At 33.2% G+C, this 13690-nt stretch carries 10 protein-coding genes; 3 read left to right on the top strand and 7 right to left on the bottom strand.

Features of this window, described 5'->3' with window-relative positions:
• Positions 1-195 precede the first annotated feature (195 nt).
• Positions 196-426 carry a hypothetical protein gene (locus IJQ68_RS03700; RefSeq protein WP_292797105.1) on the top strand — a complete coding sequence of 77 codons (231 nt, stop codon included), beginning with the start codon at positions 196-198 and terminating at the stop codon, positions 424-426.
• A 42-nt stretch (positions 427-468) separates the two neighbouring features.
• On the opposite strand, the gene IJQ68_RS03695 is transcribed toward IJQ68_RS03700, so the two are convergent.
• From IJQ68_RS03695 to IJQ68_RS03680, 4 genes are all read right to left on the bottom strand, one after another.
• Positions 469-2124: an AarF/ABC1/UbiB kinase family protein gene (locus tag IJQ68_RS03695; RefSeq protein ID WP_292797102.1), complete on the bottom strand. Its 1656-nt coding sequence runs from the start codon at positions 2122-2124 to the stop codon at positions 469-471.
• Between the two features lie 28 nt (positions 2125-2152).
• The gene (locus IJQ68_RS03690; protein WP_292797100.1) at positions 2153-4078 is read right to left on the bottom strand and encodes an endonuclease MutS2; all 1926 of its coding nucleotides are present in this window, start codon (positions 4076-4078) and stop codon (positions 2153-2155) included.
• A 78-nt stretch (positions 4079-4156) separates the two neighbouring features.
• On the bottom strand, positions 4157-6526 hold the full coding sequence (locus IJQ68_RS03685) for a U32 family peptidase (protein ID WP_292797098.1): 2370 nt from the start codon (positions 6524-6526) through the stop codon (positions 4157-4159).
• Positions 6513-9005: a U32 family peptidase gene (locus IJQ68_RS03680; RefSeq protein WP_292797096.1), complete on the bottom strand. Its 2493-nt coding sequence runs from the start codon at positions 9003-9005 to the stop codon at positions 6513-6515. The genes IJQ68_RS03685 and IJQ68_RS03680 overlap by 14 nt, the downstream gene beginning before the upstream one ends.
• A 120-nt stretch (positions 9006-9125) precedes the next feature.
• Between IJQ68_RS03680 and tmk the strand changes: the two genes are divergently transcribed.
• Together tmk and IJQ68_RS03670 are read left to right on the top strand one after the other, a co-directional pair.
• Complete coding sequence (gene tmk / locus IJQ68_RS03675) at positions 9126-9704, top strand: dTMP kinase (RefSeq protein WP_292797094.1); 579 nt, start codon at positions 9126-9128, stop codon at positions 9702-9704.
• Positions 9705-9711: 7 nt separating this feature from the next.
• Positions 9712-10260, top strand: a complete 549-nt coding sequence (locus tag IJQ68_RS03670; protein WP_292797091.1) for a hypothetical protein — start codon at positions 9712-9714, stop codon at positions 10258-10260.
• Here IJQ68_RS03670 and mtaA read toward each other — a convergent pair.
• Genes mtaA through mtaC form a run of 3 tightly spaced genes read right to left on the bottom strand, consistent with a single transcriptional unit; the run spans position 10250 to position 13682 of the window.
• Positions 10250-11257, bottom strand: coding sequence for a methylcobamide:CoM methyltransferase MtaA (mtaA, locus tag IJQ68_RS03665; protein WP_292797089.1), 1008 nt, complete (start codon positions 11255-11257; stop codon positions 10250-10252). The two genes, IJQ68_RS03670 and mtaA, sit on opposite strands and share 11 nt — an antisense overlap.
• On the bottom strand, positions 11254-12849 hold the full coding sequence (locus IJQ68_RS03660; protein WP_292797086.1) for a methylamine methyltransferase corrinoid protein reductive activase: 1596 nt from the start codon (positions 12847-12849) through the stop codon (positions 11254-11256). The genes mtaA and IJQ68_RS03660 overlap by 4 nt, the downstream gene beginning before the upstream one ends.
• A 5-nt stretch (positions 12850-12854) precedes the next feature.
• Complete coding sequence (gene mtaC, locus IJQ68_RS03655) at positions 12855-13682, bottom strand: methanol--corrinoid protein MtaC (RefSeq protein ID WP_292797084.1); 828 nt, start codon at positions 13680-13682, stop codon at positions 12855-12857.
• Between the last annotated feature and the right edge of the window lie 8 nt (positions 13683-13690).

Below are 13690 nucleotides of genomic sequence, written 5' to 3'. Positions count from 1 at the left end.
CTGACCATGGCACTGAACTGGCTGCAGCATCTCTTTGTGCCCGGAGGGATGCCGGTCATTTCGATGCTGCTGGTGCAGGCAGTGGTTGCGCTGATCTATTCAGCGGTCATGTATATTCATAAACTGTATAATTTATATATTTTTAAAAGTAGAAATGTTAATATCTTATCAAAAAAGTTAAAAGGAGGATGAAAAATGGCTAAGAAAAATATGATAATTGCAATTGTTCTTTCAATCATATGGTCAGGATTAGGATTAATTTATGCCGGAGATGTGAAAAGAGGGATTATTTTAGCAGTTCTTGCTATAATCTTTGAAGTGTTATTCTATTTGGTAAGTCCAATTTTAGGAATTATTGTATTCATTATTTGGATTTATTCACTATATCTAACATACAAAGAAGTAAAAGCTGTTAATGGTGAGTAGAACATATTCACCATCTTTTTTTTAATTTTTCCTGAAATATTTTCAGTCCATGTTAAACATTATGTATTGGGCTACAAGATAGACTCCCAATGCAAAGCTTATTAAAAAGCCGATTAATCCCAAAACTGGAATATCAATTATTGTCGGTCCTTTGTCTGCAAATAGTGCAAGTGACGAACCCACAATCAGCGCCGCTATAATTATTGCTGTTGTTAACTGTTTGGATATTTCACTGATTCCTTCAATCTTTAATTTTAATGTAATATCGCCCGCTTCCAATTTGGATAATGTATTGTTCACTGTTGTCGGCAGTCCTTTGGCTAAATGTCCCATTTCCAGAAGATAATTTGAACCGATTTTTATTAATCTGTTTGGCGATACTTTTTGAGCCAATATTTTTTTGGATAATCTTTTCAACTCTTTAGCTGTATCAAAGTCAGGATCCAGTTTTTTACCGCTTTCCTCAACCAGAGCCAATCCTCTTGCAAGCATTACAAACTCCCTAGGTAATGATACATTATGTTTAATCATGGTGTTCAGCAAATCTTCAATACTTCCATTGATGTTTTTAAGCTTTGTTCCATAGTATTTTTTCATTAAATCATTAATGTCCTCTTTAAGCTCTGGAGTATTCTGTGATGGCGTAATTATGTCCATATAAATTAATTGATTAATGATATTGTCAGCATTTCCGTTAATTAAAAGAATAATTAATTCTGCTAGATTTTCTTTAAAATCATCGCTCAGTATTCCCATCATTCCCATATCAATGTAACAGATTTTATTGCCTTCCATTACGAATATGTTTCCGGGATGGGGGTCAGCATGGAAAAATCCGTCAAGCATAATCTGTTTGAAAAATGAATTTGTTCCTCTTTTTGCTATTAATTTCTTGTTGTATTTTTTAGAGTCATCTTCAATTACTTTGCTCAGTTCTTCTCCTTTAACCAATTCCATTGTAATTATTTTTCCCGAACAGTAATCATCATAAACTTTAGGAATATGTACATAAGGGACATTCTTAAAATTAGATTGGATAACTTCCATATTTCTTACTTCTTCCAGGTAATTTATTTCTTTTAATATGGATCTTTCAAATTCAGAAACGATTGCGGGCAAATTGTAAACTTTTGTTTTGCTGATGAATTTATCAATTCTCACGGCTAAAAATTTCATGATTTTAATGTCTGTTTTAACAATTTCCTCACTATTTGGTTTTTGTACTTTAATGGCTACTTTTTCTCCATTTTCTTTTAAAACAGCAGTATAAACCTGACCAATAGATGCTGAACCGATTGGAGTTTCGTTTAGGTCAGTATAAATGTCCTCTATGTTCTGACCTAATTCCTCTTCAATTAACTCTTTAATTTTTTCAAAATCGACAACGGGGGTGTTATCCCTTAATTTTTGAAGTTCTTCAGATATTTCCAAACCCACTAAATCTGGTCTTGTAGATAACATTTGGCCTAATTTTATGTATGCCGGCCCCAAATCTTCAAGCACTTTTCTAATTCTTATTGGTATTGTTTCATCAGGAAAATTCTCTTCTTTTTCTCTTTTTCTATTTCTAAGAAAAGGAAATGTCTTAAAAAAAGTGTTTTCTTCAATCAAATATCCAAAATCATTCTTTTTAAGCACCTGGTAAATCTGATTTATTCTCTGAATATCTGGATTTTTTGTGTTGGAAGTTATTTTCATCAATAAAAAATTTTGTGTAATGTAGTATTTAGAATTTTTCTAAAATTCTTGCATACACTATCTTTAAATCATCATCAGATTTTTCATATATTCTTTTCAAAATCAACTCAGGAGTACTTTTAGCAAGGAAATTCATTTTTGGAGTTCTGTCAACGATTAAATTGTAATCTTCATCCAATCCTTTAGCTTCTATTCCATCGACCCGGACCTCCGTATAATTCATCAGTTCTCTTGCCATGTGGGTTACTATTATTCCGTAGGAATTTGATTCCTTTATCATGTCAATAAATGTGGAAATGATTTTAACGGCCGCTTCAAGCTCTGTTATTCCTTCAAGTTCATCCAACAATACTAATTTTTCACTGTTTGTTGTAACAATTGGTATGAATACATTTAGGAATGATTCAAATGCTCCTGCATCAAGTGATCTCTTTTTGGAGAAGTGATAGATTTCATCAAACAATTTGATTTCGCACTCATCAGCACTTACAGGAAGACCCATTTGTGCCATGATTGAAATTTGGGTTAATGTTTCAAGCAGTGTAGTTTTACCACCACTGTTTGCTCCGGTTAGAAGCGCAATATTTTCCTGTTCATTCAGTTCATAATCAATTTTTTGAATGTGGTCTTCATCCTTTTTAAGGGATAAATCTAAGTGAAGCGCTCCTTTCAGTTTAATGTCATTGGTGAATTCGGGTTCCACTAATTCATATTCATATGCAAAGCTTCCGAGTGAGAATTCATAATCGAACTTAATTACATCTTCAACTTCCTCTATAGCTCTTTGCTTAATTGAATTGAGTTGTATTGCCGCGCTTTTCTTAATATCGAAGATATCATTCTCTTTTTTGGATGATCTTTCAAGTTTTACTCTTTCAACTTCCTGTTCGTCAATTTCAATAGGATATTTTCTGAGGTATGGATCAAAATCCAGCCCAGTTTTTTCCTTGATGATTTCCTTACGTTTACTTATAATATCATCAAATATTTTGCTTATTTTTGGTGGGAAGTTGTTGTTTAATAAGTTGAGAATTTCATCTCCTTCAAGGTCAATATTTTTTATGGATTTTTCTAATTCTTCATCCATCTCATATTTCAATGAATTAACAAGTTCGTCCAAATCAACTTCTTTTTTCTCAACGATGTTCAACTCATCAATTATTGGAATTATATCTCCCAAAACACTTTCCTTGTTTCTGATTTTTTGAATTTCATGAACTCTTTGAAATGTCTCCTGGTTTTGGATAAAGAAGTTGATTATTTTTTCGGGAACGATTTCATAGTCATTTTCATCAATATTGATCATAACTAAATTTGGCATTCCTTCAAAATCGAGAATTGCCTGGGAATAAACGTAAAATATTAAATCATAATTCATCAATTCCTCTTTGAGTAATGGAGAATCGCTTGCGGTTAAAATGGGGTAGTATTGGTTAAGGCCTAAATCACATAGATATGAATTGTCCTCTTCGCTTTCAACTAAGATGACTTTACTTGCATCATATTCTGCTTTTGGCTCTTCAAGCTCTTTCAAGTTTTTCATTAATCCTCTTAATTTGATAATTGGCATTTGGGATACTGCATTTTTAGCATCCATTATGAATTTTACCTGTTTTTTGATTTTATTCAAATCTTTGGATGGTGTTAAGAGAAGAATTCTGTTTTTTGAATATGATGTATTGGAGTATGCCAATATCTTGTTTATGATGTCTTCATAAATTTCAATTGCCCTGTCGCTTTTCATAAATTCGTAATTGTCATTATTCAATAACTGATGCATGATGGTAATTGCTTTTCTCTGACTTATTCCGTCTATCTCAATTATTCTTTCTACATCAACTTCATCAATTATTTTCTGGAGTTCTTCTTCTCCCCCAACACTTCTAATTATTTTTTCAGAGATTTTATCTCCGATTCCTTTTATTTCTTGCAATGTTTGTAATTCTCCTTCCATTTTAACCAAACCCTTAATGTTATTATTAACTTAATATATAATTAGAATTTGCCTAGAGCATTTGAACAGTAATATTTTTTAGAAATTTCCTTTTGTGGTTTTTGGCGAATATTTTAAAACATCTTTTTTATTAATTTCGCCATTCAATGCTTTATCATAAACTTCTATTAATTTGAAGTAATCATTGTCTTTAAAGCGACCATCTATTGAAAAATTAACATAGCCTATTGATTTCAGGTAGTCTATTTCGTCAATTAATGATAAGTCTTCACTATTGAAAATAATCAGTTCTTCTTCAGATAAACTTTTATGTATTGGATAAATGTTGTTTTTAGAATCAATTAACTTTGCATTGTCAATTTTTTCTTTAAATCCATATCTTGTTTTCATAAGTTCAATACATCCCTGAACTAGAATTTCAATTTTTGAATTATCTTCGCAGTGTCTGATAATGTCTTCATAATCGGGTTTTGTAAGTTCTGGTGATAAAGTGGCTAGTTTATAATCTTTCAATGCATTAATTGATTCGGTATTGCTTATATTCATCGAATATGGTCCATAATCTCCTTTAAAGTCATTGGACATGATGTCTATTTTTAGTCCCATCTTATTTAAAATTCCTCTAACTTTATTTAGGGATTTAATTAGTTCATCATGAGCGATATCTGGCCATTTCCAGATTAATTCATAATCTTTTGGATAACTTATTTCAACAGCCTTTTTCAGGAAATTAACCATGAAATTAATACTGTTTTTTGGCGGAATTTCCAAATAAACTCTTTTAACACCAGTAATTTCAGATAATTCCTCAATATTGTTTGTATAATATGATAGTGAAAGTTCGTCAGTTCTTTTCAATTGATTTTGATTGTAATCAATTTTTTCTTTTTTATTTTCGTATAATTTATTTACTTCTTCAGCCAATCCTTCAAATAACTCTCTTCTAATTTTATTAATTTCCTTAATCGGAATAAACAGGCTGCCGTCATAGTTCATATTGATTTGGGTAATCTGATATGGGTAATTATCCAGTTTGGATAATTGCTTTTCAATGCTTTTTGCATCAACATTTCTTTTCAAAGGTGTTTCAAATTTGCTTGTTCCAGTCACTTCATAAGTAACTTCCCTACGGTTTGCAAGAGTTAAGCGTCCTTTTAGATGAGGATATTTGTTCTTTAAAGAAAATGTCAATATTAGCTTTGATTTTATATAGCTGGAAGTCTTGTTTTCAATTTCTTTTACTAACTTATTCAATGAATTTCTTTTTGTCAGATAAACTGTCGAACCGGTTAGATTGAAGTTAATTTTTTTGTTCTGTCTGACTTTTTTGATAATCATAACCTTGTCTTTTCTTGTTAAATCCTTAATAGACTTTAATTTATTTTTATTAAAATGATTCAATGTTGTAATTATCGGATTTTGCGAAATTTCCATTCCATAGTCATTGTTATTTTTAACAATTAACAATCCATCCCCCTTGTCCGGTATAGTATTTATATTGTCATCGATTCTAATGGCAATCTGTGAATTTTTACTGTCTATGACCTTACCGATTCTTAATCCCAAATGCCCTGATCTGATGCTTCTTTTGTAGGAATTCATAAACTGGCCTTTGGTAAATCCTCTGTTGAATACTAAATTAAGATTTTCAGTATTGGTGATTTTGTTACTTTTTAGTTTGTTCAATGCTTTTCTGTAACTGCTTATGACGATGGCTAAGTATTCTTTGGAACGCATTCTTCCTTCAATCTTAATGCATCTGATATTCAACTCGCTGATTTCTTTCAGTTCTTCATATAAGCATAAATCTTTTGGAGATAAATAATAATCTTTCTTTTTATTATTTGATAATCTGTATTTTTGCCTGCATGGTTGGGCGCATGTTCCTCTGTTCCCGCTTCTTCCACCTTTGAAACTGCTCATCAAACATTGTCCTGAATATGAATAGCATAATGCTCCATGAGCAAATATTTCAAGTTCCATATTTGTTTTTAAGTTTTTTATTTCTTCTTTTCTCATTTCACGTGGAAGAACAACTCTTTTGACATTTTTGCTTTCAAGATAATCAATTTTCTTTTGATTTTCGCAGGTAAACTGTGTTGAGGCATGAATTTTCAGCTTCGGCAGATATTTATTAATCAGTTCAATGAGGCCTAAATCCTGAACCAGAACAGCATCCACGCCTATTGCATATAACTCATTCAAATAATTAAGTGCATTTTCCAGTTCCATTTGTTTAATTAATGTATTTACGGTTACATAAACTCGTACATTGTGCAGGTGTGCAATGTGCACTGCTTCACGTATTTCATCTAATGTGAAGTTTTCAGCATACTTTCTTGCACCATAGTTTTTTCCAGACAAGTAAACGGAACTAGCACCTGCATTAATTGCAATCTTTAAATGTTCCATGGATCCGACAGGGGCAAGTAACTCAGGTATCCTCATGTAATCTTCCTTCAATATAATTTCCTTTATTAATGTATGACTGTGAAAAGTCCATTATCTCGTATTTAAATTCATTCAGCTTTTCCTGTGAAATATCGCCCAAACTATCATTATAGATTGCCAATATATTTTTGGTATACTCTTCTGTTGAATATCTGCAGTCAACAATAAGATTATCCAAATTCAAAGTTTTTATTTCATTCATCTCTTCAATCAAACATAAGCAATCCTTATTCAGGATATGGCTTTGGCGATTATAGTCAAAGAATACTTTATATTTGAATTTTTTCCTTTTCTTATCTTCCAATGTTGCATATTCCGCATTATTTCCTATGATGAAATCTCTTCCATCGTTTAGGTTTGAAAAGTCGTCACGACTCACAATAACTTCCAGGTTGCCGTGGACAATCATTTCCAAATCGGTATTTTTAATGTAATTTTTATGGGTTATTTCTTTAATTTCACGTCCGGAAAGTTCACAGGACAATATCAGTCCGTTATATTTTGACAGATTTTCCACAGTAAATGAGTTCCATACATTAAGATTATGGTTTCCATATACAGGACAGTCAAATATCTTTTCTGCTCCCGGTGAGTCAACCATGACTGAAATTAAGTATCCTTCTGCTTCCAATTCTTTTATAATGTTTTTTGCTTTTATTAATTCAAATTCATTTATAAATGATGATAAAACCCAAACAATTTCAATTTCAGGTGCAATTCGTATTGCCTCTTTTAAGATATCTTCAATGTTTTCGTAGTAATCCTCAGGGTTATTGTACAGGCAATTCACATCAAGATATATTCTTTTCAAATTAAAACCGTTTGCCGCTCTAATCTGATTTAAATCATTGGCAAAAAGGGACAGTTTTGCTTTTTTATTGGTCTTATTTTCATAAGATTCATAATTGTTTTTGAATTCTTCCAATTTTTTTCTAGTTGATTTTATTGACTTTTTGGTTGGAGTATAATGATTTAATAATAATTCTTCAGCTTTATCAAGAATTTCTCTTCTGATTTTATTCAATCCGCTTATCGGAATGAATAAATCCTCTGGCATGTCATTGAATCTGATTTTTTCCATGTAAAATGATGTTCCGCCTGTTTTTTCAAGCTGTTTAATAATTGACTCTTTTGTTATTGGACGGTTTTTGGCCTTTTCGAATCTTGCAATTCCTTTGTATCTGAAATTAATCAGTTCATCATCAAGATAATATTCGACTTTAATGTTTGCTGTCAGGTCTTTCTGGAAATTGAATGTCACATTAATTGGTATATTGTTTTTTACTGTTTCGTTTTTAAACTGCTTTAGGCTTTCATGGGTTTTTGCAGAATAGCTGATAAACACTTCAGTTCCTACCTTTACAAGACGTGTCGTATCAATGATGATTTCATTTTCATCCTGTTTGATGATGTTTTCAAGATAGATTCCTTTGATTTTGCCGTTGTACTTAAATGCTATTCCATCTCCTTTTTCAAGAATAACAGGAATTTCTTTGTTTTTTATTTCAATCGTTACTTTGGTTCCGTCAATATTGGTTATATCTCCTATATATAATCCTTCATGACCGGAACTGCCTCTTCCCATTACCTGACCAGGCTTATCATTCATGATGTATCCATTGGTGAATCTTCTGTTAAAAACAAGGTGTAAATCTTTTTGCCAGTCACCGGGATTTCCATCGATTATATTCCTGTAGCTGTTGACAATGGTTCCTATATAGTCTCCAGATTTCATTCTGCCTTCCAGTTTGAGGGATGTAACTCCCGCTTTTGAAATAGCATCCAGATTATTGTATGTTGCAAGGTCATGTGTTGATAACAGAAATCCGTTTCCCACATTATATCCTCTGTATTTCAGACGGTATTCCCGTCTGCATGGCTGTGCACAAGCTCCCCTATTTCCGCTTCTTCCGCTATTGTATGAGGACATATAGCAATTTCCGGAAACGCAATAACATAGCGCTCCATGACCGAAAACTTCCAGTTCCAAGTCAATATCATCTTTTTCAATCTGGCTGTGGATCATTTCGATTTCTTCAATTGATTTTTCTCTTGGAAGAACAATTCTTTTGATGTTGTTGTCATAAGCCCATCTGATTGCAGAATAATTGCTCAATGCCATTTGTGTGGATGCATGGACTTCCAAATCAGGCATTAATTTCTTTAAAAGCTGAATAATTCCAAAATCCTGAACGATAACTGCATCAACGCCAATCTGGTATAGTTTGAATAGATAATCTAGAACGTTAATAATCTCAAAGTTATTGATTAATGTATTGACTGTGACATGGACTTTGGCGTTATTTAAGTGAGCATAAGTAACTGCCTTTTCGATTTCTTCCATTGTAAAATTTTTAGCAAAAGCTCTAGCACCATAATTTTGTCCTGCAATATAAACTGCATCAGCACCTGCATTGACTGCAATAACAAGCACGTCATAAGAACCTGCCGGAGCCAATAATTCTTGTAAATGCATTATTTTTTACACCCTGATATTTTTATAGTAATTTAAATTATGTTTTTCGTATTATTTATTTTATTTGTAAAAAAGCCATTTTCAGATAATTTAAATATTATCTAAACTAAAATTATTTTTATGTATATTGTTTTTGAAGGAATTGACGGTGCGGGAAAATCCACTCAAATTCAAATGTTAAAGGAATGGTTAGAGGCTAATGGTCTTGAAGTCGAGACTTTGGTTGAACCAACTGATTCAGAAGTCGGTAAATTAATTAGAAAAATCTTACAAAGGCCAGATGCAACAACAGACAGAGTTCAAAAAACATTGGGATTGCTTTTTGCAGCGGATAGGATGCTGATAATGGATAAACTGGAAGATGAAAAAAAGGTTATCATATCCGACAGATCATTTATTTCGTCACTTGCCTATCAGGAACCTGCTGAGTGGATAGCTATTCTAAATAAGTATGCTAAAAAGCCTGATTTATTAATTTTACTGGATTTGGATGTTAAAACATCTGTTGCAAGAACTTCCGGCGAGGATACATTTGAAAATGAAGAATTTTTGACTGGTGTTAGAGAAAACTATTTAAAATTGGCTGAAAACTTTGAACATGAAATAATCAATGCCAATAATGGAATCAATAAAGTTTCTTCAGATATTAAAAAGGCTGTCGCATCAAAAGTGGGATTGTGTCCTGATTGTGTTAGGTAGGAGTTTTATGCAAGGTATTTTAAAATTATTATCATCTCTCGATGGTGTTCTGGGTGTTTTTGAACTGTCAAAACGGGATATATTGAATGTCATTGATATTGAGTCTCAAAGATCGGAGGAATTAATTCCCGTTTTCAATCAGGGTATTCAGGAATGCTTTAAAAGAGACTGTTCAGTTGTTATTTTTAAAAAGGGTTTTTTCAGGCCACCACCATCTCCAACGCTGCTTTTAATTTTTGACGGTGAAGTTTTAGGTCATGACATTTTCACGGACTCTGAAAAAGAAAAGTATCGTGATGACGAGGATGTTAAATTTTTAAGTGATGATTTTATAATTTTTAAGGACGTGTTGCATAATCATAATTTGGAAAAAGGTAATGAATATTTTGTATTGCCTCCCGTTCCTTTTCCTGAATTAGATGGCTTTGATAACATTTCTGAAGTAATTTCATCTTCACCTTCAACACAAAGTGATGAATATTTAAAAGAAGAATATGGCTATGGCCAAGATTCTTCTGTTGCTACAATTTTTGTTTCATTCAATTTTAAAGATTGAAATATTCATTTCGCTCTGCAATTGCTGCTTTAATGTTGTCTAGTGGAGTGTTTGGTGCAATTCCGCAACTTGGCGCTAATATGTCTATTCCATCATCAATTGCTTTTTTCACATCATTTTTAACATCATCTGCATTGCCGCTTAACAATGTTTTTGATGTTGAGATATTTCCTAAAATAACGCAATCAATATCTGCAATTTCCTGTTGGGCTTGAGGAATGTCGACGGCTTCTTCAACACTGATTCCATCAAAACCGCATGTGGCCATATCTTTTATTATCGGTTGTGTAGACCCGCAGATATGCAGAACCTTTAAAATTTCAATATAATCTGCCAGATCTTCTAGGTTTGGTTTGACCAATGATTTAAAGTCATTTGGCGCAATCAACTCTGGAGATGCAGTAGGTTCATTGACACATATGACATCCGCTCCATGGTCCTGAATAGCTTCTATATAATCCATGCTCACATCAACACAGTTTTCAACAGCTATTTCAACTTCTTCAACATCCGTTTTCATGTATCTTACAAGGTTTTCAATTCCCAGCAAGTGTCCTGTTAATGTGAATGGTCCTGTAATACCGACAATTATAGGCAATTCATCATATTTTTCTTTTAAAATATCAATTGCTTCTAAAACTACAGGTATCCTTCCTCTTTTAAGAAAATCATTAGGTGCTTCAATATCATCCGCATATTCAAATGGTGTAATTTCAACTTCAGGCACTCTTTCATTGTTTCCCAAATTCACATCACAGCCCAGTGCTTCAGCCTCTACAGTCAGACAAAATGGCAGCCTTGCACATTCAAGTCCTGCAAGTTCATATAATGAACTGGCTAATGTAGCCATTTGATTAGCATCTTTATGGGCCTCTGGCCATGAAATGTTATTTTGGTTCATTGCATCAATAGTTCCGAGTTGTGTCACACTAACTATTGGTTTTGCATCTACTTTTTCACCAGTAAGTGCTTTTTTAAGGTTTTCTTTATAATTCATAAGTCATCACTTTTTTCATAAAATTGATTGTATTTGAATGCATTTTGCATGCAGTTTCTAACGCATCTTAAACAGCCGAGTCCTGAGCATAAATCACTTCTCAGGTTAAATTTTTCTCCATCTAAGGATAATGCATTTTCAGGGCAGTTATTTACACATTCCATACAGTAAATACAATTATCAAATTGTGTTGTCATTGTATTTGAAATATCAACAGTTTTTATTGGATTTTCGCCACTGTCTGCAATGTCTCTTTCGAACAGTTTATGAATTTCCGGGTTTTCTTCAATTGGTGGAAGATCCTGAAAGCCATATTTTAAAAGCCATTGTTTATATGTTGAAAACGGCATTCCTTGTTCATACATTGCTAATTCAAGTGAATATATTTTCTCGAATATTTCTGATGTTGCAAGCATAATATGGTTGCTTTCAATATTATCAGCTATTTCCTGCAATTCATCAAGTAATTTTGGGTTTAAAACAATATCCTTTGCCATTGCAAGGGAAGTATTTCCAATTTGATATATTTCTGCTGAAGATGGGGGAATCTGTCCGATTTTCAATGATTTTTTAGCATCCACATAAAAACCGGATGCACCAGCCATATAAACAGAGTCAATTTCGTCCAGGTAAATATCAGAACTTTCAGCTAAGGTTAACTCTCCAGCTCTAAAAGCCCCAAGTGCCTTTCCAATATTTGAAATGTCATCTTTTGTTAGATAAACATCATCTTGCAGATAAATTTTATCATTATTCATTAATCCGTCATCTATGGCTAAGCTGAATGCAGCTATAACACCGGTTCCGGTAATTCCTTTTGCTTCAAAAACGCCTTTTTCAATTACTTCTCCCGTTTTTGGATTAATCAGGTCACCATCACAGGTAAATAACTCATCGTCAAGAATTTTCATTCTCCAGTATTCATTTTCCTTTTCGATATCACAAATTGTATTTGGGGAAGCCAGTCTGCCTTTTTCTATTGTCTGTCCTTCAATTGCAGGGCCTGCAGCTGCAGAAGCGGTGTAAACTTCACCTTCAACAATAAGCGCCATTTCGGCATTGGTTCCAAAGTCAATAATCAATGAATCTTCATTTTTGTTTAAGGCATCAGATTTGTAAAGCATTGCCAATGCATCAGCACCGATTTCATGCTTTATCGCAGGGGGGATGTAAACATCAACATCATCACCAGCATCCAATCCGATTTCGGATGATTTGATAACCTTTGATTTTCTGGATGGTGGAGTTATGTTCTGTTCCTTTAAAGCATTTTCACCCCAAAAAGCCAAATCCCTAATTTCAATATTGTTGAATAGAGATAACTGTATGGGATTTCCGCATACGGCAATCTTTCTAATATTTTCAATATCCAAATTGGAGATAACTTTGTTTATAGCTCTCATCAATAATGTGTGTGCTTCATCAACCCCAATTTCCAGTGCGAAATGAAGATGATCGACAACATTGGCTCCCGGCAAGGGATGTCTTAAGGTTATTGCTGTAGATATTGTTTTATTGGTATTTAAATCATAACTTTGTGCTCGAATACCGCTTGTTCCAATATCTATAGCTATCCCAAATTCTTCATTCATTTTATTTAACTCGCATATTCTGATACGAATTCGCCGACAACGTCACTGTATTCTTTTCTTAAATCTTCCCAGTTTTTGTTGTCATTTAATATTGCATCAGCTAGTTTTGGAGTGTGATATGCTTCTACACCGTAAACGGTCATAGGCATGGTTTCCACATAATCTTTACGGACTGCTCCACCGCCGCATCCGATAGCAGGAACTTCAAGACCTGCTTCTTCAAGTGCTTCAACAACTTTTGGAAATGCAGTCATTGTTGTGGTCATAAGGGCAGTTCCTGTCATGAATAACGGATTGTGTTCTTTTACTGCTTCAACGACTCTTTGGGCAGGAACGTCACGACCTAAGTCTATAGCTTCATATCCTCCAGCTCTTAAAAACATTAAAATCAAGTTTTTACCGATATCGTGAGGGTCTCCTTCAGCCACAAAACAGACCACTGTTCCTTTAGTATCGCTTTTACGTCCTAGAACCTTTTCACATTCTTTAACACTTTCCATCATAGCATCTCCGGCAAGCATTAAATCAGGTAAGAAATAAACTCCTTTGGTGTATAGTGTACTTACAGCATCAATTCCTTTCATCAAACCGTTGTTAATTAATTCAATTGGTGAAACACCATCATCAAGTGATTTTTTAACGTCTTTCAGTGCATTGATTTTATCTTCATATAATATTTCCAATGCAATTTTTCTGAATGGTTCGTCTGTTGGAAGGATTTCTTTAACTTCAGGATAATCTTCTGCTTTCATTGCTGCACCTTCAGCAACGACATTATATCTGACAGATATTTTTTCTTGGTTAATTTTATCTTCTAAATCTTTATAACTCATTTCAATCC

It is taken from the genome of Methanobrevibacter sp., from assembly GCF_017447225.1.
Lineage (GTDB): Archaea > Methanobacteriota > Methanobacteria > Methanobacteriales > Methanobacteriaceae > Methanocatella.
This window is presented reverse-complemented; position numbering and strand designations above follow the sequence as displayed.

Coding starts and splice junctions, on each gene's coding strand:
- mtaA (WP_292797089.1), bottom strand. CDS start 11,257: ATGAATTATAAAGAAAACCTTAAAAAAGCACTTACTGGTGAAAAAGTA.
- IJQ68_RS03660 (WP_292797086.1), bottom strand. CDS start 12,849: ATGAATGAAGAATTTGGGATAGCTATAGATATTGGAACAAGCGGTATT.
- mtaC (WP_292797084.1), bottom strand. CDS start 13,682: ATGAGTTATAAAGATTTAGAAGATAAAATTAACCAAGAAAAAATATCT.
- IJQ68_RS03695 (WP_292797102.1), bottom strand. CDS start 2,124: ATGAAAATAACTTCCAACACAAAAAATCCAGATATTCAGAGAATAAAT.
- IJQ68_RS03690 (WP_292797100.1), bottom strand. CDS start 4,078: ATGGAAGGAGAATTACAAACATTGCAAGAAATAAAAGGAATCGGAGAT.
- IJQ68_RS03685 (WP_292797098.1), bottom strand. CDS start 6,526: ATGAGGATACCTGAGTTACTTGCCCCTGTCGGATCCATGGAACATTTA.
- IJQ68_RS03680 (WP_292797096.1), bottom strand. CDS start 9,005: ATGCATTTACAAGAATTATTGGCTCCGGCAGGTTCTTATGACGTGCTT.
- IJQ68_RS03670 (WP_292797091.1), top strand. CDS start 9,712: ATGCAAGGTATTTTAAAATTATTATCATCTCTCGATGGTGTTCTGGGT.
- IJQ68_RS03700 (WP_292797105.1), top strand. CDS start 196: ATGGCTAAGAAAAATATGATAATTGCAATTGTTCTTTCAATCATATGG.
- tmk (WP_292797094.1), top strand. CDS start 9,126: ATGTATATTGTTTTTGAAGGAATTGACGGTGCGGGAAAATCCACTCAA.